19 protein-coding genes are annotated in these 21,117 nt (G+C 58.6%); 13 read left to right on the top strand and 6 right to left on the bottom strand.

Going from position 1 to position 21,117, the window contains the following annotated elements:
- Positions 1-39 precede the first annotated feature (39 nt).
- Both IF205_RS01255 and IF205_RS01250 read right to left on the bottom strand, forming a co-directional pair.
- Positions 40-906, bottom strand: a complete 867-nt coding sequence (locus IF205_RS01255) for an NUDIX hydrolase (RefSeq protein ID WP_259781473.1) — start codon at positions 904-906, stop codon at positions 40-42.
- A 9-nt stretch (positions 907-915) separates the two neighbouring features.
- Complete coding sequence (locus IF205_RS01250; RefSeq protein WP_259781472.1) at positions 916-1,212, bottom strand: ACT-like domain-containing protein; 297 nt, start codon at positions 1,210-1,212, stop codon at positions 916-918.
- 327 nt (positions 1,213-1,539) lie between these two features.
- Here IF205_RS01250 and IF205_RS01245 point away from each other — a divergent pair, with 327 nt between their 5' ends.
- A complete protein-coding gene (locus tag IF205_RS01245) occupies positions 1,540-2,646 on the top strand; it encodes an efflux RND transporter periplasmic adaptor subunit (protein ID WP_259781471.1) in 1,107 nt (368 codons plus the stop codon).
- A 12-nt stretch (positions 2,647-2,658) separates the two neighbouring features.
- Complete coding sequence (locus IF205_RS01240; RefSeq protein WP_259781470.1) at positions 2,659-5,721, top strand: multidrug efflux RND transporter permease subunit; 3,063 nt, start codon at positions 2,659-2,661, stop codon at positions 5,719-5,721.
- A 70-nt stretch (positions 5,722-5,791) separates the two neighbouring features.
- Here IF205_RS01240 and IF205_RS01235 read toward each other — a convergent pair whose 3' ends face one another.
- Complete coding sequence (locus IF205_RS01235) at positions 5,792-6,733, bottom strand: AEC family transporter (RefSeq protein WP_259781469.1); 942 nt, start codon at positions 6,731-6,733, stop codon at positions 5,792-5,794.
- A gap of 147 nt (positions 6,734-6,880) precedes the next feature.
- Between IF205_RS01235 and IF205_RS01230 the strand changes: the two genes are divergently transcribed.
- The 8 genes from IF205_RS01230 to IF205_RS01195 all read left to right on the top strand — a co-directional run bounded on the left by IF205_RS01230 (position 6,881) and on the right by IF205_RS01195 (position 11,943).
- Positions 6,881-7,162: a hypothetical protein gene (locus IF205_RS01230; protein WP_259781468.1), complete on the top strand. Its 282-nt coding sequence runs from the start codon at positions 6,881-6,883 to the stop codon at positions 7,160-7,162.
- Positions 7,163-7,228: 66 nt separating this feature from the next.
- The gene (locus tag IF205_RS01225) at positions 7,229-7,432 is read left to right on the top strand and encodes a twin transmembrane helix small protein (RefSeq protein WP_259781467.1); all 204 of its coding nucleotides are present in this window, start codon (positions 7,229-7,231) and stop codon (positions 7,430-7,432) included.
- Positions 7,433-7,443: 11 nt separating this feature from the next.
- Positions 7,444-8,007 carry a cob(I)yrinic acid a,c-diamide adenosyltransferase gene (locus IF205_RS01220; protein WP_259781466.1) on the top strand — a complete coding sequence of 188 codons (564 nt, stop codon included), beginning with the start codon at positions 7,444-7,446 and terminating at the stop codon, positions 8,005-8,007.
- Entirely contained in the window at positions 8,004-8,267 is a 264-nt protein-coding gene (locus IF205_RS01215; RefSeq protein WP_259781465.1) for a hypothetical protein, read from the top strand. Before IF205_RS01220 ends, IF205_RS01215 begins: the two co-directional genes overlap by 4 nt.
- Before the next feature lie 20 nt (positions 8,268-8,287).
- Positions 8,288-9,082, top strand: a complete 795-nt coding sequence (locus IF205_RS01210) for a hypothetical protein (protein ID WP_259781464.1) — start codon at positions 8,288-8,290, stop codon at positions 9,080-9,082.
- Positions 9,083-9,212: 130 nt separating this feature from the next.
- Positions 9,213-9,962, top strand: a complete 750-nt coding sequence (locus IF205_RS01205; protein ID WP_259781463.1) for an electron transfer flavoprotein subunit beta/FixA family protein — start codon at positions 9,213-9,215, stop codon at positions 9,960-9,962.
- 14 nt (positions 9,963-9,976) lie between these two features.
- A complete protein-coding gene (locus IF205_RS01200) occupies positions 9,977-10,918 on the top strand; it encodes an electron transfer flavoprotein subunit alpha/FixB family protein (RefSeq protein ID WP_259781462.1) in 942 nt (313 codons plus the stop codon).
- Positions 10,919-11,064: 146 nt separating this feature from the next.
- Positions 11,065-11,943, top strand: a complete 879-nt coding sequence (locus tag IF205_RS01195; RefSeq protein ID WP_259781461.1) for a 3-hydroxybutyryl-CoA dehydrogenase — start codon at positions 11,065-11,067, stop codon at positions 11,941-11,943.
- Positions 11,944-11,947: 4 nt separating this feature from the next.
- On the opposite strand, the gene IF205_RS01190 is transcribed toward IF205_RS01195, so the two are convergent.
- The 3 genes from IF205_RS01190 to IF205_RS01180 form a co-directional block, all read right to left on the bottom strand.
- Entirely contained in the window at positions 11,948-13,882 is a 1,935-nt protein-coding gene (locus tag IF205_RS01190; protein WP_259781460.1) for an ATP-binding protein, read from the bottom strand.
- Positions 13,883-13,892: 10 nt separating this feature from the next.
- Positions 13,893-14,927, bottom strand: a complete 1,035-nt coding sequence (locus IF205_RS01185) for a transporter substrate-binding domain-containing protein (protein ID WP_259781459.1) — start codon at positions 14,925-14,927, stop codon at positions 13,893-13,895.
- 210 nt (positions 14,928-15,137) lie between these two features.
- The gene (locus tag IF205_RS01180; protein ID WP_259781458.1) at positions 15,138-15,689 is read right to left on the bottom strand and encodes a TlpA family protein disulfide reductase; all 552 of its coding nucleotides are present in this window, start codon (positions 15,687-15,689) and stop codon (positions 15,138-15,140) included.
- 48 nt (positions 15,690-15,737) lie between these two features.
- Between IF205_RS01180 and argH the strand changes: the two genes are divergently transcribed.
- The 3 genes from argH to IF205_RS01165 all read left to right on the top strand — a co-directional run bounded on the left by argH (position 15,738) and on the right by IF205_RS01165 (position 21,115).
- Positions 15,738-17,120: an argininosuccinate lyase gene (gene argH, locus IF205_RS01175; RefSeq protein ID WP_259781457.1), complete on the top strand. Its 1,383-nt coding sequence runs from the start codon at positions 15,738-15,740 to the stop codon at positions 17,118-17,120.
- 162 nt (positions 17,121-17,282) lie between these two features.
- A complete protein-coding gene (lysA, locus tag IF205_RS01170) occupies positions 17,283-18,596 on the top strand; it encodes a diaminopimelate decarboxylase (RefSeq protein WP_259781456.1) in 1,314 nt (437 codons plus the stop codon).
- Positions 18,593-21,115 carry a TIGR02302 family protein gene (locus IF205_RS01165; protein ID WP_259781455.1) on the top strand — a complete coding sequence of 841 codons (2,523 nt, stop codon included), beginning with the start codon at positions 18,593-18,595 and terminating at the stop codon, positions 21,113-21,115. The genes lysA and IF205_RS01165 overlap by 4 nt, the downstream gene beginning before the upstream one ends.
- Positions 21,116-21,117: the final 2 nt, after the last annotated feature.

The raw sequence follows: 21,117 nt of genomic DNA, 5'->3' as shown, positions 1-21,117 counted from the left end.
CAACTGTAACTTTTATGTCTTAACAGAGCTTTAACCCTGTCACCCGACGGTCGATTCCTTTCCGGTCAATCCCAGGCAGAGCGCGATATAGTCCGGCTCGTTCTCCGAACTGACGATGCCGTGCCGGATAAAGAAGTCAATCAGGCAAAGATTGCAATTATATTTAAACTCCCGGGTTTCGCGCACCAGTTCCAGGACTTCTTCGGCTGGAAGCAGCATGAATTCACCGACTTCGCCGTCCGTGTTGACCGGCTGGAAATCCGCAGGCAGCTCAAGGTCGAAACAGAACATCTGGTCGGGTTTCAGACCCTCGGACTGCTGGTGGCGGTAGGCGATGATCCCGACCGGGCGGATATTACGCGCCAGGTTTTCCGGAATACCGGCCTCTTCATCGCATTCCTTGACCATATTCTCGTGCGGGCTGAGCCCCATGGGCAGGCCACCGGCAACCGTGTTGTCCAGCATGCCGGGATAGGTCGGCTTGTCGTCTGCGCGGCGGGCAACCCAGATATAAAGGCCGTCCGGCTTGCGGACATAGCCGGTCATGTGGACCCCCCAGGCACGAATGCCGAGATAGGGACTGGCGGATCGTTCGAATTCCGCGATGGCGGGGGCGCCAAAGCTTGGCGCGAGAGGGTAAAGCTCTCCGCGCCAGCCCTGGATTTCACCGACTTCGGCAAGGCCATGCAGGGCCTCTTTCAGCGCATTGCTGCGACCATCATAAGTGTCGGGCTCTACCGCCAGGATCAGCCTGTCGTCCTCTTTGCGGAAGGCATCGGGCCAGCGGCTGACGATATCGGCGCGGTCCCTGTGAATCCATCCGATGCGCCGGTCCCGCCAGAAATAGGGCAGGAACTGACGCATATCCGCATTGTTTGCGACGTGGATGTGATCAATAAGAGCCATACATTCTTCCTAATAAGCGACTTTGGCACTGACAAGAACGGAATTGACGCCAAAAACCTGATTGAGCGTATTGCCGATTTTCTGGGCGGTTTCCAGTTCCATTTGCGCCACCTGCAGGTCGATCAGCAGGGCGCTTTGCCCGTCGTCCTGCTCCACGGCGTGAAGTTTGCTGGGCACCAGGCCCCGTTTGGCAAACGGTTCCAGCACGCGGGGCAGCATCCCGGGATGGGCTGCGGCGGTTACGGTGAAACAGGCAGTTGTGTCTTTCTGGGGAAGGGTGGCGCAAGTTGCGTCAAATGCAGTCATGGAGAGTACCTTTGCAATCCGATCGGTTATTATCATGGCAAAAAGCCCGGTCTCCCGCAGGAGCCGGGACGCTAATTCGCCCGATAATCCGATGTGCAAAGGTCACAAACATGGGCGAACGTTAGACCGGTTATTTATCAAATGCAAGGATTGTTGGCATCGAAGGCCCAAAGTGGGCTATGCTGGGGGCGCATAGCAGAATTGCATTGATCAAGCTATTGAAAAGCTGGAAATAGATGCTATGTAAACTCGCCAGTATACTTTGGGTTGGGCAGTGGGCTGTGGCGATGCCGCACCACAGTTCTTTATTTTTCGGTGGGGTTTTCTATGAAACGAATTCTTATCGTTCTGATCGGCGCAGGCGTTCTGCTGGGCGGGGTCTTCGGTTATACGCTTTTTCGGCAGAATGCGATTTCGCAGTATCTGGCTAATCGGCCGGAACCGACAACGCCGGTGACCGCCACGGAGGCGGAGGCGCAGACCTGGCCGCGCTTTATTCCGGCAACAGGTTGGCTGACGGCGGTGAACGGTGTGGATGTTTCCGCGGAGGTCGCCGGTCGTATCGGTGAGCTTAACTTCAAATCCGGTTATTTCGTGGCGGCGGGCGATACGCTGGTCAAGCTGGATGCAGAAGTCGAAAAAGCGGAAGTGCGCTCTGCCCAGGCAGAGGTGCGGCTGAATGAGTTGACCGCCGAACGATATCGTAAACTGCGCAAGACCGATGCGGCGTCCCAGGCGCGCCTGGACGAGGCGGAAGCCAATCTGTCCATTGCCCGCGCCAATGTGGCCAAGCTGCGCGCGACCATCGATAAAAAGGAAATCAAGGCGCCCTTCGACGGGGTCCTGGGCATTCGCGGGGTGGACCTGGGCGAATATGTTCAGCCCGGCCAGAAGATCGTGACCATTCAGGATCTGTCTTCCATGCTGTTGGACTTCTCGGTGCCGCAGCAATATCTGGCTGTGATTTCCACCGGTCAGGAAGTGCAGATGACGGTGGAATCCTATCCGGATCGCGTTTTCAAGGGCAAGCTGACGGCTCTCGACCCGAAGGTCGACCTGCAAAGTGGCCTGATCCAGGTTCAGGCAAGCTTCAGCAATGAAAGCGGCCTGCTGCGCCCGGGCATGTTCGCCAAGGTCGATATCGCGCTGCCGGCGGAAGAAAACCAGATTGTCGTCCCGCAGACGGCGGTCAGCTATTCGCTGTACGGTGACTTCGTCTATGTCGTGAAAGCAGACGAAAACGGTGACCTGCGGGCCCAGCAGACGGTGGTTGAGGTGAAGGATCGCCGCAAGAACCGTGCGGTCCTCGCCAGTGGCGTCGCCGCCGGTGACAAGGTGATCACGACCGGTAGTGTCCGCCTGTCCAATGGCGCCAAGGTCCAGATTGTGGAAGACAGCCTGTCCGGGGCGTCGGCCAGCGATGCTGCGGAGTAACGGGGACCCACAATGCGTTTTACCGATATTTTCATCAAGAAGCCGGTTCTGGCGACAGTCGTCAGCCTGCTGATCCTGCTTCTGGGCCTGCGATCCGTCAGCGACATGCAGGTCCGGCAGTATCCTGAACTCCAGAATACGGTTATTACCGTAACCACGACCTATGCCGGGGCGGATAGCGCCCTGATCCAGGGCTTTGTGACAGACCCCGTCCAGGCGGCGGTCGCCAAGGCCGAAGGCATTGACTATGTGACCTCCACGAGCCGCTCCGGCGTCAGTACTGTGAAGGCGCATGTGCAACTGAACTTCGACCCGAACAAGGCAATGACGGAGGTTTCCTCCCAGGTTGCCGCGGCGCGGTCCAGTCTGCCGCAGGAGGCAGAGGAACCTGTTATCGTCAAATCGACGGGTAACAGTATTTCGATCCTCTATATCTCCTTCTTCAGCGACAGTCTTAAGACTTCGCAGATCACCGACTATGTGGACCGTGTGGTCCGGCCGAAACTGTCGGTCGTGCCCGGCGTGGCATCGGTGAACCTGCTCGGCAAGCAGACCTTTGCCATGCGTGTGTGGGTCGATCCGGAACGTCTGGGTCAGCACGGGATTTCTTCCGAAGAGATTTCCTCCGTGTTGCGGGCAAACAACTTCCAGGCGGCTGCCGGTTCCCTGAAAGGTGTTTACGACAGTATCGACATCAAGGCGGAAACCACGCTTTCCGATCCCGCTGCCTTTGAGCGGCTGGTGATCCGTACCACGGACCAGGGCGTTGTTCGCCTGGGTGACGTGGCAACGGTGACCCTGGGCGCGGAAAGCACGGACAGCCAGGTTCTTGCCAACGGCAAGGAAGCCCTGTTCGTATCGATCGACGCAACACCGGATGCCAACCCGCTGGACGTGGTCAAAGGCGTGCGGAAACAGGTTCCCAATATCCGCAACGACCTGCCGCCCGCCATGGATATGGACATCAACTATGACTCGACGGTGTTCATTCAGGAATCCATCGACGAGGTGGTGAAAACCATCCTGGAGGCGGCGGCCATCGTGATCGTGGTGATCCTGCTGTTCATGGCGTCCTTCCGGTCGGTGATCATTCCGATCGTGACCATCCCGCTGTCCCTGATCGGGGTCTGTGTGTTGATGCTGGCCTTCGGGTTCTCGATCAACCTGATGACGCTGCTGGCCTTCGTGCTGGCGATCGGGCTGGTGGTGGATGACGCCATTGTCGTGGTGGAGAACGTGCACCGCCATGTGGAGGAGGGGAAATCTCCTTTCGAGGCGGCGATCGTCGGCGCGCGTGAAATCGCCGTGCCGGTTATCTCCATGACCATTACACTGGCGGCCGTCTACGCGCCGATTGCCTTCCTCGGTGGTTTGACCGGGGCGTTGTTCAAGGAATTCGCCCTGACCCTTGCGGGTGCGGTGGTGGTTTCCGGTGTCGTCGCCCTGACCCTGTCGCCGATGATGTGTTCCAAGCTGTTGAAGCATGACGCGGACGCAAAGCTTGCGCTGATCGTCGACAAGTATTTCGGGGCGCTTGCCAACCGTTATGAAAAACGTTTGCTGCGGTCCCTGCATTACCGGGCACCGACGCTGATTTTCGCGTTTTTGATCTTTGCCAGCCTGCCGTTCTACTTCATGTTCTCACAAAGCGAACTGGCCCCGACCGAAGACCAGGGGCTCGTCATTCTGGACATGACCGGTCCGGCATCGGCCAATATCGACTATATGAAAGAGGTCGGCGCACAGGTTGGTGATATCCTGGACGGCTTTGACGAGAAGGAAACCTACTTCCTGGTCAACGGTACCGACAACGTCTTCAAGGGCTTTGCCGGTATGGTCCTCAAACCCTGGAGCCAGCGCGAACGCGGTGCCGATGCGGTTCAGCAGGACCTGCAAGGCAAGGTCGCGGGCGTTCCGGGCCTGAAGATTTCGGCCTTCCAGTTGCCGCCCCTGCCGGGGTCGGAGGGGCTGCCGGTGCAGTTCGTGATCAGCACGACCACCGACTATGAAACCCTGTTCCGGGTGGCTGACCAGATTACCCAGGAAGCCGCGAAATCCGGGTTGTTCATCTTCCAGGATATGGACCTGAAGTTCGAACGGCCGGAAATGACCCTGACGGTGGACCGTGAGGCAGCAGGCGCCTATGGCGTGACAATGCAGGACATTGGCACGGCGCTGGCAACCATGTTCGGGCAGGGTTACCTGAACCGTACGGACATCCAGGGCAAAAGCTATAAGGTGATCCCGCAGACACCCCGTGCCGACCGCATGGACCCGTCCGCGCTGGAAAACATCTATGTGCCGACCCAGAAGGGTCCGGTGGTGCCGCTGAGCAGCCTGGTCAAAGCGGAAATCAAGGCAAAACCGATTCAGCTGAACCAGTTCAACCAGTTGAATTCGGCAACTTTCAATGCCGTGCCCATGCCGGGTGTGGCGTTGGGGGATGCCCTGACCTTCCTGGACCAGAAAGCAGCGGAAATCCTGCCGCAGGGCTTCAACGTGGACTACACGGGCCCGTCCCGTCAGTTCAAGGAGGAAGGCAGCGCCCTGTTGCTGACCTTCGCCTTCGCGATTGTCGTGATCTTCCTCGTTCTGGCGGCCCAGTATGAAAGCTTCCGTGACCCGCTGGTCATCATGACCTCGGTTCCGCTTTCCATCGTGGGGGCGATGATCCCGATTGTCTTGGGCTTCGCGACGCTGAACATCTACACACAGGTTGGGCTGGTGACCCTGATCGGGCTGATCACCAAGCACGGTATCCTGATTTGTGAGGTAGCCCGTGAGGAGCAGGAGAAGGGTAAAAGCAAGATGGACGCCGTGGCCCATGCCGCAGCCCTGCGCTTCCGTCCGATCCTGATGACAACCGCGGCCATGGTGGCCGGTGTGATCCCGCTGACGCTGGCAAGCGGCGCCGGGGCGGCAAGCCGGTTCTCCATCGGTATCGTGATCTCCTCCGGCCTGTCCGTCGGGACATTGTTCACACTGTTTGTGTTGCCGGTGATCTATTCCTTCCTGGCCGAAGACCATCGCGCCAAGAAGGCAAAGAAAGAGGCCCTTATGGCGGCGGCGGAATAGTCCAAAGCCCCCCAAGTGCCAAGAAAGTGCCAAGACCTGGAGAAAGCCGTCCTGATGGGCGGCTTTTTTCTTATCCCAGATGGAACATGTAGAGGATGACGGACAGGGTGACGATGGAGGCCGTGGTCGACAGGAAAATTGACGTGGTGGCGATTGCCTGACCGGTGCCATAGCGCTGGGCGAAGATATAGACCATGACGCCGCTGGGCTGGGCGGCCATCAGCACGGCAATCATGCGCCAGAAGGGATCGACGTCGAAAACATAGGTGGCAAATCCGTAAACCATGAGCGGCAGCAGGATCAGCTTGCAGATGACCATGACGGCGGATTGGCCGATCCGGCCTGCGATCCCGTATTTGGTCAGGCTGGCCCCCAGGCTGAATAGGGCACAGGGGGTGACCGCCCGCCCGATAAGCTCTGTGATCGGGTCAAGCGGCCCCGGCACGCCGATATCCGTGAGGTTCAGGATCAGCCCCGCATAAATTCCCAGCAGGATGGGGTTGGTGATGAGTGATTTGCCCACCTGCCGCACGAAAGCGCCGATTTTCTGCCCGTCCTTGTTCCGCTCCAGTTCCAGCAGCAGCGTTGTGGTGGTGAACAGGATCAGGCCGTGCACGGAAAGAATGATGAAGAAGGGCACGGCGGCCTTGTCCCCGATCGCCGTGAAGATCAGCGGCAGGCCGAGAAGCACGTTGTTGCCAAAGCCATAGCCAAAGCCGGTAATCACCTGCCCGCCGTAGTGGCGTTTGAAGACATAGCGCGCCAGCAGCATGCCCATTGCGTAACAGATGCCGACGCTGAGGTAGAAGCTGAGGAAATATCCCCAGGGCACGCTTTCCGGCAGGTCCGCCGTGCCGATGGACCGCAGCAAAAGCAGGGGGACAGCAAAATTGAAGACAAACTGGCCCAGGCCGCGTTCCGCCTCTGCCCCGAACCAGCCCAGTTTGCTCGCGACATAGCCCAGAACGACCACGCCGAAGACCGGCAGGACAATATTGACGACGATTTCCATGCGGCAGGCCCCTTTTCCCCTTATCCCGGCCCTGCCTGATAACCCCCGGAAAAGCCAGCACCTTTCAAGCAGGACTTGAAGGATAGGTCGGGGCGTGCGAAATGAAAAGGAAACAGCCGTTGCCGGATCGGCATAGGAGTTTGGAACATGGCGGATTTGTGGATTTTCGGGAGAAAACCCCACGGCCTCGTGCGTTATCGGCACGGTGGCTTCAATGCGACTTTCCCGATGAACACGCATACGGTGACAGCCCAGGCTGTGCTTCGCGAAGCCGATATGAAAAGAGAACAGGAAGACGCGCAGGCGGCCCCCCGGCCGGATATGCAGCGCAACAATGTCATCAGCTTTGCCGATCGTCGTACGCGGGCGGGCCGCGCGCCTTCCCTGCGCGGCGGAAAAAGGCCTGGCGATGGCCCCAATCCCTATTGATTTCCCTGGCGTGAAGAAACAGGGCGTGGGGCAGGTCCCACAGGGACGAAAGGATAGAGTTTTTCCATGACTGGAATCGCAATTATTTTGATGCTGGTGGCCATGGGGATGACCCTTGCCATCCTGATCACCGGTATCGTCGCCATGGCGCGCGGTGGCGAATTTAACCAGAAATGGTCCAACCGTCTCATGCGCTATCGTATCGTGGCGCAGGGGATCGCCATCGTGATGTTCGCCATTTCCATCTATATGATGAAACACAGCGGCTGACGGGGGCGGATATGGTAAACCTGACCAGAATCTACACCCGTGGCGGCGACAAGGGGGAGACCTCGCTGGGTGACGGGTCGCGCCGCGCCAAACATGACCTGCGGGTCGAGGCCTATGGCACGGTGGACGAGGCCAATGCCGTCATCGGGCTGGTCCGCCTGCATGTGACGGGGGACGTGGATGCCCTGCTCAGCCGGGTGCAGAACGACCTCTTTGATCTTGGCGCGGATTTATGCACACCCGAAGACGGTCGCAAGGCCGAAGGCGCCCTGCGGGTGGTTGCCGATCAGGTCGCTGCCATCGAACAGGCCATCGACGACTATAATGAAAATCTCGAAAGCCTGAAAAGTTTCATTCTGCCGGGTGGCAGTGCGGCGGCGGCTCATCTGCATCTGGCGCGTACCGTGTCGCGGCGGGCGGAACGGCTGGTGGTGGCGCTGTCGGAAGCCGAAGAGGTGAACCCGGAAGCGGTGAAATATCTGAACCGCCTGTCGGACCTGTTCTTCGTCCTGGCCCGCCACTGCAATGATGGCGGCAAGGCGGATGTGCTTTGGGTGCCGGGGGCGAATCGATGACCGTTGATCCGTATTTCTGGGAACAGATTCTGTTTATTGCCCTGGGCGTTCTGGTTTTCTCTGCCCTTGCCTGTCAGGTGGTAGCCATGTTCCACAAGCGCAAGGACTGGATCCATTTCATTCACAAGGACAGCATGTTCCGTCACAAGGAACTGGTCTTCGACGAGACGGGCATGCGGTTCATCCGGGCGCAGAAATGGATCGCGGTGGCTGCCGTGGTTATCGGTGCGCTGTTGATGTATGTGAACACCCTCAAATAACCAAGCAAGGGTTGCCTGCCATGATCCTGGAGGCTCTCCGCTATATGACCACGTCCTGTCCGCGCTGGGCGCGGCGTCTGGGCTATCTGAAGGAGGCCATCGGTATCGAGGCGCGTCACAGGCGCTGCCGCACCGCCTGGGCTCCTCACCTGGAGCGCAGCCGTCAGGTCGTGATGAAGGCCGCAGGCCGTTGCGAGCGTAAGCGGACGGCGCTTGTCGCGGGGTCGGGGCTGTGCCTCGACCTGCCCTTGCGTGAACTGGCAGCGATATTTGACCGTGTTATCCTGCTTGATGTTGTGCATCTGCCGGCGGCCAGAAAGCATGGCCTGTCCAATGTACAGCATCTGGAACTGGACGTGACCGGACTATCCTCCCAATTGACTTGGAAACTCGATCATGTCCCGGAGGTGCCGGTTCCGGACTTCTATCATATCTTTCCCGATGTCGATCTTGTCGTCTCACTCAACCTGGCGAGCCAGTTGCCCCTGATGCCTGTCGCCTATCTGTCGAAACGGGGATTGCTGGAAAACGACGAGGATGAAGCGGCCTTTGCACGGGCGGTGATTGATTCCCATTTCCGTTGGCTGGGCGGGTTCAACGCAGTGCGTTGTTTGGTCACGGACCGGCGTTGGGACGTGAAAGGGGTTGACGAACGACCTATACGTCAGGATGATCCCCTATACGGAATTTCCCTGCCAGGGCCGGACGAGCTTTGGACCTGGGCGGTTGCACCGCCGGGAGAGCTTGCCAACGGGCAGTGGCGGGAAAATCTCGTGGCTGGATATATGGATTTTAGTGATTACGCCTCGCACTGACTTGAGAGCGGCAAAATGTGAAAAACCACGTAAAGCTTAGCATTCCGCCCTTGACTTGGTTCGTCGTGGGGTCCTAAACATCCACGGTCTTATTCGTGTTCGGTATTCGCTTAGGTGAGGAATTGGCCCAATGAAGGTTCTCGTTCCGGTAAAGCGGGTTGTTGACTATAACGTCAAAATCCGTGTGAAGGCCGACGAAAGTGGTGTAGAAACCGCTAACGTCAAAATGTCCATGAACCCCTTCGATGAAATTGCTGTTGAAGAAGCAATCCGTCTGAAGGAAGCCGGCAAGGCAACGGAAATCGTTGCTGTGTCCATCGGCGCAGCTCAGGCACAGGAAACCCTGCGCACAGCTCTGGCCATGGGTGCTGACCGTGCCATCCTGGTTCAAACCGATGAACTGGTAGAGCCGTTGGCCGTTGCCAAAATCCTGAAAGCTGTTGTTGATGAGGAAGCCCCGGGCCTGGTCCTGCTGGGCAAACAGGCCATCGACGACGACGCCAACCAGACCGCCCAGATGCTGGGTGCGCTGACCGGTTGGGCGCAGGCAACCTTCGTGTCCAAGCTTGAGCTTGGCGACGGTTCCCTGGAAGCCACCCGTGAAATCGACGGCGGCCTTGAAACCATCAAGATCAGCACGCCGGCTGTTATTTCCGTCGACCTGCGTTTGAACGAGCCGCGTTATGCGTCTTTGCCGAACATCATGAAGGCGAAGAAAAAGCCGCTGGACACCAAAGCGCCCGCCGATTACGGCGTTGATGTTGCTCCGCGTTTGAAAACCCTGAAGGTTTCCGAACCGCCGGCACGTCAGGCCGGTGTGGTTGTTGGCTCTGTCGCCGAACTGGTCGACAAGCTGAAAAACGAAGCCAAAGTGATCTGAGGGAGGCTTGTAGCATGAGCAATCTGGTTGTTGCCGAACACGACGGCAAGGAAATCAAACCGGCCACCCTGAGCACCGTTGCTGCGGCGAAGGCTGTCGGTGGTGACATCGCGGTTCTGGTCGTTGGTTCCGATTGTGCGGCTGCTGGTGAAGCGGCTGCGAAAATCGAAGGCGTTTCCAAGGTTCTGGTGGCTGATGCGGCTGAATATGCCCACAGCCTGGCTGAAAACGTTGCACCGCTGATCGAAAGCCTGGCAGGTGACTACAGCCACATCTGGGCCGCGGCGACCACGTCCGGCAAAAACGTCATGCCGCGCGTTGCGGCCTCGCTGGATATCCAGCAGATTTCCGACATCTCCGGTGTCGTTTCTGCCGACACCTTCGAGCGCCCGATCTATGCCGGTAACGCTATCGCGACGGTTCAGTCCTCCGAAGCCAAGAACATCATCACCGTCCGTACCACGGCGTTTGAAGGTGTCGCGGCCGAAGGCGGTTCCGCTTCTGTAGAAGCCGTTTCCGCGACCGGCGACAAGGGCCAGTCTTCCTTCGTTCGCGAGGAAGTCACCGAAAGCGACCGTCCGGAACTGACGTCTGCCCGCGTGATCGTCTCCGGTGGCCGTGGCATGCAGTCCGGCGATAACTTCGCCATGCTGGAAAAAGTCGCTGACAAGCTGGGTGCCGCCGTTGGTGCATCCCGTGCGGCGGTTGATGCCGGTTACGTGCCCAACGACTATCAGGTCGGTCAGACCGGTAAAGTGGTTGCGCCGGACCTGTATATCGCAGTCGGCATCTCCGGTGCGATCCAGCACCTGGCCGGTATGAAGGACTCCAAGGTCATCGTCGCAATCAACAAGGACGAAGAAGCCCCGATTTTCCAGGTGGCTGACTACGGCTTGGTTGCGGACCTGTTCGAGGCAGTCCCGGAATTGGAAAGCGAATTGGACAAAGTCCTGTAATCTTTCCAGCTTCCGAAATGGATTGGAGAAAGGGTCCTTGAAAAAGGGCCCTTTTTCTTTTACGCGATATTCGGTTAATCTTGCTGCAATGCGGGATAGTGCCGGGGAGGTTCTCCGGTATTAAAGACGGCGGGAGGCCGGTAATAATGATATTTGAAAAAATAGGTGTGATCGGTGCGGGCCAAATGGGGAATGGCATTGCGCATGTAAGCGCGCTTTCCGGCGCCCAGGTCAAAATCCTCGACGTGGGCGAGGAACAGTTGAGCCAGGCCATGCAGTTGATCGAGGACTCCATGTCCCGTCAGTTGGAGCGCACTTCCATTACCGAAGAGGAAAAGGCCGAGGCGCTTAGCCGGATCGAACTGGGCACCGATTATTCGATGTTCGGCGATTGCGACATCGTGATCGAGACCGCAACCGAAAATGAGGAGCTGAAGCGCGAGATATTCCGCGACCTGACGCCGCATCTTCGTGACGACGCGATCATCGGGACAAATACCTCCTCCATTTCCGTGACACGTCTGGCGGCCAATACCGACCGCCCTGAATTATTCTGCGGCGTACATTTCATGAAGCCGGTTCCCGCCATGCCGTTGGTGGAACTGATCCGCGGTCTGGCGACTTCGGAGGAAACCTTCGAGAAATGCCGTAAATTCTCTGAAGAGCAGCTTGGCAAAACCGTTGCCGTTGCCGAGGATTTCCCCGGTTTCATCGTGAACCGTATTTTGCTGCCGATGGTCAACGAGGCGATCTATACGCTCTACGAAGGCGTTGGCACGGTTACTGCCATCGATACGGCCATGAAACTGGGCGCGAAACATCCGCTTGGCCCGCTGGAGCTTGCGGATTTCATTGGCCTGGATACCTGCCTGGCAATTTTGAACGTGCTGCATAACGACCTGGCGGATGCGAAATATCGGCCCTGTCCGCTTCTCGTGAAATATGTCGAGGCAGGATGGCTGGGTGTCAAAGCCGGTCGTGGCTTCTACGATTATTCCGGTCCTGAGCCGCGCCCGACCAGATAACGGGTTACAGGGAAGGTTCCGCAGTCAGGGGCGGGGCGTCGACGTCTACCGGCAACAGGACCGTTACCGTCGTGCCTTCGCCCTTATTGCTTTCAAGCGTCAGCCGGCCACCGTGCAGTTCCACAAGATTGCGGACAATGGCCAGACCGAGGCCTGTTCCGGGGATTGCGTCGTCATATCGTTCCTTGCCCTGGTGGAATGGCTCGACCACTTTATCCAGTTCCGATTTGTCGATCCCTATCCCGGTGTCGATCACCCGAATACGATAATAGGGCTCTTCGCGTTGGCCCACGACCTGAATGCGGCCGGTCGATCCGGTAAATTTCACCGCATTGGAAATCAGGTTCACCAGAATCTGTTTCACCGCCATCTCATCGGCGCGAATGACGCAATCGCCTTCGAACCGGCTCGAGATTGCCAGGTCCTTTTCACGGATTGGCAGGGTGAAGAAGCGCTGTACCTGTTCGGTGATGGCGCTCACATCGACCGGCTCGTGGTCCAGTTCGTGTTTCCCGGCCTCGATCTTGGAAAGTTCGAGAATGCCGTTAATCAGGTTGAGGAGATGAGTGCCCGACTGGTGGATATCGTTGGCATATTCCGCTTCGGAGCCCTTTTTCATGCCTGACTTGATGATATCCGAAAAACCGATGATCGCATTAAGGGGCGTGCGCAATTCGTGGCTCATGTTGGCGAGGAAGGTTGATTTGGCCCGGTTGGCGGCTTCCGCACGCACGGCCAGTTGTTCCGCGTCGTCCCGGGCGTGCCGCAGGCGGTTCTCCCGCAGTTTGATCTCGTCGTAGAAGTGGTCGAGGACGCTGCCGATTTCGGCAATTTCGTCACCTTTGGCGACGATGGCGTCTCCACCTTTGCCGGTTGTTTCGTGAAGCGAACCCAGCATGCGCTCCTTCAAGGCATTCAGGCGGCGCAGAACCGACTGATGCAGATAGCCGACGATGATGAAGGCAAAGATCAGGGAGGCAACGGAAAGCAGGACCATCAGGCCCGCGCGGCTGGTCGCCAGCTTTTTGAAGGCGTCGTTTTCGGACAGGACCTGCTGGTGCTCACCGGCGAAGACATCCGTCACTTCGGCAACAAGAATGGTTGTTATCTGGCGATTGGCGCTCAGCAATCCAGCCTGGTTGCTCGTCAGTTGCAGTAACCGCCGACGACGCTGCAGGGGATTGTGCGGGCTGGTAACCTCGCGGGCAATGCTTGACCTGAAGGAGGCGAATTCGGCCTTTTCGTTATCATCCAGGGTCGCGTAAAGCTGGTCGGCTTTGGTCTGCGCATCTTCGATACGCCGTTCCACGCCGCGAAGCCGCGGCAGGCTGTTTACGAGATGCAGGCCGCTGAAAGCGGAAAGGATGTCATGTTGCAGGTTCACCCATGCCTGTCCCGGGGCGGAATGATCAACGGCATGCCTGAGATGCCAAAGGGCCGACAGGCCCTGGTCTTTCCTCTGGCGGTCCAGCATTTCCTGAAAGGAGAGATGAAAGGCCGTTTGTGCCTCGATCCGCGCCTCGACAACCGCCCGAAGCCGTTTCAGGTTCGCATCCAATGATTCGAGTTGTTTGCGGATATTCGGAAAGGATTTATCGACATTGTCCGCCCTTTGTGCCGACTGGGCCTGCAAGCTGTCCATCTGGTCGAGGCCGGATATCAGGATGCCTGCAAAGTCCTGGGCCTGGTGATAGATGCGCGTCACGTCTATGCTGCTGGGCGCGGCGGCCATCTCGACACCTTTGGCCTCCAGCGTCCTGACGGTGCCGAGCATCTTTCCGCTTTCAACAAGGCGCGGGATATTGGTTTCCGCGATTGTACGGTAACCGCTCTGCAGCGATTGCAGGGTCAGGAGTGCCGTGATACCGGCAATCAGCGTGATGGCGACGATAAGGCCGATCCCGACACCGATTTTGAATGATACGCCCAGACGGTTCATTGGCGGCCCATCATTTCATCGGTGGCGCATAGAGAAGACCGCCGTCCCGCCATGATGCATTCAGGCCGCGCGGGATTTCATAGGGGGAAGCCTCACCGATGTTCCGGGCAAAAATTTCGCCGTAGTTGCCAACCTGTTTGACGATGTTGAACGACCAGTTCCGGGGCAGGTCGAGGGCCTGCGCCAGATGGCCGTCTTTGTCGAGGAAGCGGGCGATTTCAGATGCATGCCGGCCAGTATGGTGGGTGATATTACGGCTGGTGAGGTTTAATTCCTCTGCATTGATTGCCGCGAAAACGGACCATCTGACGGCGTCCGCCCATGCGGGGTCGTTATCGCGAATGACCGGTCCCAGCGGCTCTTTCGACAGGATTTCCGGAAACAGGACCGGTCGGGGGGATGGAAAATCGAGGCGTCTCGTCTGTAACCCGATCCGGTCATACATCATCAGATCGCATTTGCGTGCCGAAAAGGCATCAATCTGTGCATTGAGCGAGCGCATCGGTAGCGGTTTGAAACCCGGCTTTTCATCGGCAATCAGCGATTTGAGACTGGCAAGGGTCGTCGTGTTGTCGTTGACGCAGACCGTTGCCTGTTCCACATCCTTCAGGCTTGTTGCGCCAAGAACCGGGTCCGCCATGAAGCTTGCCCCGTCGTAGTAAAGGACGACGGGAAAATCTATGTCCAGTCCCGCGTCGCGGCTTGCGGTCCAGGTCGTGTTGGCGACCACCAGATCGACCTGCCCGTCCAGAAGTGCGGTAAATCGGGACAGGACATCCAGATGATAGAATTCAACGGCACCGGCATCCCCCGTGACGGCGGCGGCGACGACCCGGCAGAAATCCGGAAAGAAACCGCGCCACTGCCCCATTTCGTCCTGGCTAGCCAGCCCCGGCCCGGACTGTGTGACGCCGCATTTCAGAATGCCTTCGCGTTTCACATTTTCCAGGGTACTGGTTGCGGCCTGTGCGGTGGATAAGCCGATCAACAGCAGGACGGCCGCACAGGCGGCGGCTGTAAACCGGATCGGCTTCACTGCTGTCATTATGCGCTATCCCCCGCTCGTCATTCCGTTTGCATGTCGCCCGACGTCTTATGTTATGGGCGCCGCTATTCCTGTCTGCCGGTCTGACCCGGTTATCATAGGACAAAACCTCGTCGTCCCGACAGAGTAAAACAGCGGTCATTGCAGGTCTAAAGCCTTTTTCTTAACGAAAGGCTAAACCCTTGAAGACAGAAGGATTAAGTGCCGGGCTCATTTTTCATCAATCACGTGTTGAATAAGTGCCTTGGCATCCGCGGAGGCCCAGTCGGCAGGGCCGGTATATGCCCCGACAATCCGCTTGTCGCGGTCCAGAAGGTAGGTGGTCGGCAGGCCCTGGTTCCCAAAGGTGCGGCCAAGCTTGAGCTTTTTATCGATGAAAAGGTCGAGATTTGCCAGTTTCAGTTTGTCGCGCAGGAAGGGTTTGGCCTTGGTCACGCCTTGCAGGTCCTGGCTGATGGCGACAACGGCGAAATCGTCGCTGCCCATCTCCGCCTGCAGTTTGTCCAGGTCCGGCATTTCCTTCACGCAAGGGGCGCACCAGGTGGCCCAGAAATTCACCAGCAGTACCTTGTCACCAAAGTCGCTGAAGTGACGAACGGCGTCTTTTTCGTCGAAAAAGGGAACGTCCGGTGCTGCCGTTCGTTCCTTCACGAGCACGAAACCACGCATGGCGCCGTCGGTTGGCGGGTATTCTTCTGCGTGAACGGGGTAGTCAAGCAGGGTCAAGACGGCTAAAACGGCAGCGGTAATACAAGATTTCAAGATCGTGCCCATAGGATTTCCAATTAGTTCAGCGACCGGGTTGAGTTCATGACAGCAAACGAAATGTGGGGCGGCCGTTTCGCCGCCGGACCTTCCGCCATTATGGAGCAGATTAATGCTTCGATCGACTTCGACAAGCGTCTATTTGCGCAGGACATTGCAGGCTCCAAAGCGCATTGCGCCATGTTGGTCGCTCACGGCATCCTTTCCAAGGAGGATGGCGACGAAATATCGCAGGGCCTGGACAAGGTCCTGATCGAGATCGAGACGGGCAAGTTCGAATTCAAGGCGGCCCTTGAAGACATTCACATGAATGTCGAGGCCCGCCTGCGTGAGTTGATCGGCGATTCCGCCGGGCGTCTGCACACCGCCCGCAGCCGTAACGACCAGGTCGCGACCGATTTCCGTCTGTGGCTGCGTGACGCCATCGACGGTCTGGATACCCAGTTCGCCGCCCTGCATAAGGCGCTGATCGACAAGGCGGAAAAGCATGCCGACGTGGTCATGCCGGGCTTTACCCACCTGCAGGCGGCCCAGCCGGTGACCTTCGGCCATCATCTGCTGGCCTATGTGGAAATGGTTGGCCGGGACCGTGGCCGTCTGGCGGATTGCCGCAAACGGCTGAACGAATGCCCGCTGGGTGCGGCGGCTCTGGCCGGGACATCCTTCCCCATCGACCGTCATATGACGGCCTCTTCCCTTGGCTTTGACGCGCCGACGCGCAACTCCATGGACAGTGTTGCCGCCCGTGACTTCGCCATGGAATTCCTGGCAACGGCGTCTATTGCGGCGGTTCACCTGTCGCGTCTGGCGGAAGAGATCGTGATCTGGGCCTCCCAGCAGTTCAATTTCGTTCATCTGACCGACGCCTTCACGACCGGTTCGTCGATCATGCCGCAGAAGAAAAACCCCGATGCCGCCGAACTGATCCGGGCAAAGCCGGGTCGGATCATCGGTTCCCTCAACGCCTTGCTGGTGGTGATGAAGGGCCTGCCGATGACCTATGGCAAGGACATGCAGGAAGACAAGGAAGTCACCTTCGATGCCGCCGACAATCTGTCGCTGGCCGTTGCGGCCATGGCGGGGATGGTCGAAGACATGGAACCCAACAAAACGGCGATGCGCGACGGCCTGGTCAACGGTTTCCCGACCGCGACCGACCTTGCGGACTGGCTGGTCCGTGTCCTGAATATGCCGTTCCGTGATGCCCATCATGTTACCGGTTCGCTGGTGGCGCTGGCGGAAAAGAATGGTGTCGGTCTCGATGAATTGACCTTGGGTGATATGCAAACGGTGGAACCGCGCATCACCAAGGATGTATACTCTGTCCTGTCGGTTGACGCGTCGGTGAAAAGCCGGGTCAGCTTTGGCGGTACGGCGCCGGATAATGTCCGGGCGGCAGCCAGGGAAGCGAGGGATCGTTACTTATGATTAGGATTTTTGTGCTAGTTTTGAGTGTGATCGCGTTGTCGTTACCATTGGCTGCCTGTGGCAAGAAGGGTTCTCCCAAGCCGCCCAGTGGCAATGAATCGCAGTATCCGCGCCAGTATCCGGCACCGGAATAACCGGTCGAGTAGTAGGAAGTTTAACCAGATGCATCACTTTCAGTACAAGGACGGAAGCCTGTTTGCCGAAGATGTCTCGCTTGAGACGCTGGCGAAAGAAGTCGGCACGCCGTTCTATGTTTATTCGACCGCAACCCTGGTGCGTCACTATCGTGTATTTGCGGATGCATTCGCCGATCTGGGCATGAATGCGCTGGTCTGTTTTGCCGTGAAGGCAAACTCCAATCTGTCGGTGATCAAGACGTTGGCGGATCAGGGTGCCGGGGCTGATGTGGTCTCCGAAGGTGAATTGCGCCGCGCGCTGGCCGCCGGTGTGCCACCGGAAAAAATCGTCTTTTCCGGCGTCGGCAAGACGGCTGACGAACTGGCCTTCGCGTTAGAGCAGGGCATTCATGAGATCAATGTGGAGAGCATTCCCGAACTGGAGATGCTGTCCGAAGTTGCAACCCGTCTGGGCAAGGAAGCCCAGGTGGCGATCCGGGTGAACCCGGATGTGGATGCGAAGACACATGCCAAAATCTCCACCGGCAAGAAAGAGAACAAGTTCGGGATCGACCTTGTTTTTGCCGGGCAGGTGTATTCCAAGGCGGCCACCCTGCCGGGGGTCAAGCCGGTGTCGATTGCCATGCATATCGGGTCCCAGTTGACCGATCTGGAACCGTTCCGCGCGGCGTTCACCCGCATGGCGGAACTGGTTGGCACCCTGAAAAACCAGGGCATCGAGATCGAGCGCCTTGATCTGGGGGGTGGCCTGGGCGTGCCTTACGAATCCGCAGGCGGTGAACTGCCCCTGCCGGTTGATTACGCAAAGGTCGTGCATGAATGCCTCGGCCATCTCGATCTGCCGGTCATGCTGGAACCCGGTCGTCTGATCGTGGGGAATGCCGGTCTGCTGGTCTCCAAGGTGATCTTTGAGAAGCATGGAGAAAGCCGCCGCTTTGTGATCCTGGATGCGGCGATGAACGATCTGGTGCGTCCGGCGATGTATGACGGTCACCATGAAATCATACCGGTTAGCCAACCGGCTGACGGTGCGCCTTATACGCCGGCGGATGTGGTTGGCCCGATTTGCGAAACCGGTGACACCTTTGCCCGTGACCGCAACCTGCCGCCCCTGGATGCCGGGGAACTGGTAGCCTTCGCGACCGCCGGTGCCTATGGCGCGGTGATGTCTTCCACCTATAACACCCGGCTTCTGGTGCCGGAGGTTCTGGTGAACGGGGACCAATATGCCGTAGTCCGGCCACGTCAGACCTATGAGGAACTGTTAAGTCTGGATCGCATGGCCGGATGGCTGGAAGATGATCCCGGCAAGGCAAAGAAGGATGGGGTGGCTGCATGACGAACGCGTCGACCACCCGGATTATCGGTTGGCCCCGCTTGGCCGGGGTGTGGTTGACGCTGACTGTGGAAATCCTGACCAAGGCTTTTTGGCGGCCGCTGGCAATCCTGCTGGCGGCCGTCGGCGTTTTTCTGCTGGGTGTTATGGACAGCCTGCCCTATTGGCTGCATTGGGGTGTGCTGGTTGTGCTTGCCGTGGTGCTGTTGCTGGGCATCGGGCAGGGCGTCCGTCAGTTGCGCGCGGTTCGGCGCGTGGATCTGCTGCGCCGTCTGGAACAGGTCAATAATCTGGCACATCGCCCACTGCGCAGTCTTGAAGATGATCTGAACCATATGGGCCGGGACGGCCAGGCGGCGGAATTATGGTATCTGCACCAGCAACGCCTGCGGCGCAGTCTGGGCCGCCTGAAGCTTGGTCCGCCGAGGGCGATCCTTGCCCATGAGGACCCCTATGCCCTGCGATTTGTGGCTGTGGCGCTTTTTATCATCGGCATGGTAACCGCCGGGCCGGACTGGTCCAATCGCCTCGTTGCAGGGATATCCCCTGCGACAGCGCCTCAAGGCGCAGTGGCGCAGGTGACGGTGGACGCCTGGGTCAGCCCGCCTGAATATACCCGTATGGCGCCGATCGTATTGGATAGCGCCGGTCGGAAAACGGCTGTGGCGCAGCGGACGGAAGACAGCACGCAAGATGAGGCACAACTGTCCGATCTGGCACGTCGCCAGCAGAGCCGCATTGCCGCCCCCGTGGGCAGCAAGATCGCCATTCGCGTCAATCATACCGACGAACAGCCGGTGCTGCTTTCACCCGACGGCACGGAACAGCCGATGACGGAAGATACGGCGGGCTATTTCGGTCTGGAGACGATCCTGACCGAGACCGGCGCGCATAAAGTCCTGGTCGATGGCGCGGAAATCGCGACCTGGGACTTTGCCCTGATCCCCGATAACAAGCCTGAAGTCTCCTTCAAGGGCGATCCGACGGAAAGTCAGCGCCACAGCCTTTTGGTTCCCTATCTGGCGCAGGATGACTATGGCGTTGAAAAGCTTTCCCTGCATATCCGGCTGGCCGGTGCGGACGGTCTGGGCAAGGGGAAGGAAGATGCTTTCTCCATTCCGGTCGCGGCCCGCCAGCGCAGCAAGCTGGACAGCAGTTATTTCATTGATCTGACCCCCCACCCCTGGGCGGGATTGCGGGTTGTGGCCTGGTTGGAGGCGGAAGACGCCATCGGCCAGATGGCACAAAGCAAGCCGATTGCCATTGTCCTGCCACAGCGTGTTTTCACCCATCCGGTGGCCCGCGCAATCATCCGGGAGCGTCAGAAACTGGCCGCTCAGGGGGCCGCCGCACGCTTTGAGGTGATCCGGAACCTTCACAATATTGCCTGGAACCGGGAGGCCTACGACAGCAATCCGCTGATCTTCATGGCCCTGTCGGTGGCCAAGGGGCGGCTGCAGTATCGCACTGTCGACCCGGAGTTGCCGTCGGTTATGAAAATCCTGTGGGATACGGCGTTGCGCCTGGAAGACGGGGAGGTTTCGCTGGCGGCGCAGGAACTGCAGGCGATCCAGCAAAAGCTGATGGAAGCCATGGCGCGCGGCGCCAGCCAGCAGGAACTGGATGCGTTGATGCGCCAGATGGAACAGGCCATGGCGGAATATCTGAAAGCGCTTGAGGAACAGGCGCAAAAACAGCAGGGGCAGGGCAAAAATGCACAGGAACGGCAGTTGTCGCAGATGATGTCCGGCCAGAGCTTGCAGGACATGATGCAGAAAATCCGTGATCTCATGCGTATGGGGATGATGGAGGAAGCCCAGCAGATGCTGTCCCAGTTGCAGCAGATGATGCAGAACCTTCAGGTCGTGGAGCAGCAGATGCCCCGCGATGGCGAGGAGGCCCTGAAGATGCTTCGCGATCTGCAGAATATGATGGGCGAGCAGCAGGATATGATGGAACGGACCCATGAGCGTGCCATGGGCCGCGAGGGGCAGCGCCAGTCTTCAGGTGGTGAAAATGCAGACGGAAAAAGCGGCGAAATGGCCGATTCAATGAGCCAGGATGAGCTGCGTCAGCGCCTGAAGGAGTTGAGCCAGCGTTATGGCGACATGATGGGCGATGTGCCCGGCTCTTTCGGTGATGCGGACCAGTCCATGCAGGATGCGGCCCAGGCGCTTGCCCAGGGGCGTAATCATCGCGCCGTGCAAAACCAGGGCAGCGCCCTGGACAGCATGCAGCAGGCCTCCCGCGCCATGCAGCAGGCGATCATCGAGAAATTCATGGGTCAGGGCGCCATGCAGCAACCGGTGCAGGGGGTCTCCTCCGGCGATGGGCGCGATCCCTTTGGCCGTGTTCCCAACCCCGGCAGCCGTGGTTCCGGTCGCGGGGACCAGAAAGTACCGACGCAAAGCGACGTGGACCGTGCCCGGCAGATTCAGGATGAATTACGCCGCCGTTCCGGTGAACCGGAACGCCCGCCCGTCGAACTGGATTATATCGACCGGCTGCTCAATCCCTTCTGATA

Source organism: Aestuariispira ectoiniformans (assembly GCF_025136295.1).
Classification (GTDB): Bacteria; Pseudomonadota; Alphaproteobacteria; order UBA8366; family Aestuariispiraceae; genus Aestuariispira_A; species Aestuariispira_A ectoiniformans.
Note: the sequence above shows the minus strand (reverse complement) of the source record. Positions and strands in the feature narration are given on the sequence as shown.

Bases quoted from the DNA above. Each gene is read 5' to 3' on its own strand.
- IF205_RS01255 (WP_259781473.1), bottom strand. From the start codon at position 906: ATGGCTCTTATTGATCACATCCACGTCGCAAACAATGCGGATATGCGT.
- IF205_RS01250 (WP_259781472.1), bottom strand. From the start codon at position 1,212: ATGACTGCATTTGACGCAACTTGCGCCACCCTTCCCCAGAAAGACACA.
- IF205_RS01245 (WP_259781471.1), top strand. From the start codon at position 1,540: ATGAAACGAATTCTTATCGTTCTGATCGGCGCAGGCGTTCTGCTGGGC.
- IF205_RS01240 (WP_259781470.1), top strand. From the start codon at position 2,659: ATGCGTTTTACCGATATTTTCATCAAGAAGCCGGTTCTGGCGACAGTC.
- IF205_RS01235 (WP_259781469.1), bottom strand. From the start codon at position 6,733: ATGGAAATCGTCGTCAATATTGTCCTGCCGGTCTTCGGCGTGGTCGTT.
- IF205_RS01230 (WP_259781468.1), top strand. From the start codon at position 6,881: ATGGCGGATTTGTGGATTTTCGGGAGAAAACCCCACGGCCTCGTGCGT.
- IF205_RS01225 (WP_259781467.1), top strand. From the start codon at position 7,229: ATGACTGGAATCGCAATTATTTTGATGCTGGTGGCCATGGGGATGACC.
- IF205_RS01220 (WP_259781466.1), top strand. From the start codon at position 7,444: ATGGTAAACCTGACCAGAATCTACACCCGTGGCGGCGACAAGGGGGAG.
- IF205_RS01215 (WP_259781465.1), top strand. From the start codon at position 8,004: ATGACCGTTGATCCGTATTTCTGGGAACAGATTCTGTTTATTGCCCTG.
- IF205_RS01210 (WP_259781464.1), top strand. From the start codon at position 8,288: ATGATCCTGGAGGCTCTCCGCTATATGACCACGTCCTGTCCGCGCTGG.
- IF205_RS01205 (WP_259781463.1), top strand. From the start codon at position 9,213: ATGAAGGTTCTCGTTCCGGTAAAGCGGGTTGTTGACTATAACGTCAAA.
- IF205_RS01200 (WP_259781462.1), top strand. From the start codon at position 9,977: ATGAGCAATCTGGTTGTTGCCGAACACGACGGCAAGGAAATCAAACCG.
- IF205_RS01195 (WP_259781461.1), top strand. From the start codon at position 11,065: ATGATATTTGAAAAAATAGGTGTGATCGGTGCGGGCCAAATGGGGAAT.
- IF205_RS01190 (WP_259781460.1), bottom strand. From the start codon at position 13,882: ATGAACCGTCTGGGCGTATCATTCAAAATCGGTGTCGGGATCGGCCTT.
- IF205_RS01185 (WP_259781459.1), bottom strand. From the start codon at position 14,927: ATGACAGCAGTGAAGCCGATCCGGTTTACAGCCGCCGCCTGTGCGGCC.
- argH (WP_259781457.1), top strand. From the start codon at position 15,738: ATGACAGCAAACGAAATGTGGGGCGGCCGTTTCGCCGCCGGACCTTCC.
- lysA (WP_259781456.1), top strand. From the start codon at position 17,283: ATGCATCACTTTCAGTACAAGGACGGAAGCCTGTTTGCCGAAGATGTC.
- IF205_RS01165 (WP_259781455.1), top strand. From the start codon at position 18,593: ATGACGAACGCGTCGACCACCCGGATTATCGGTTGGCCCCGCTTGGCC.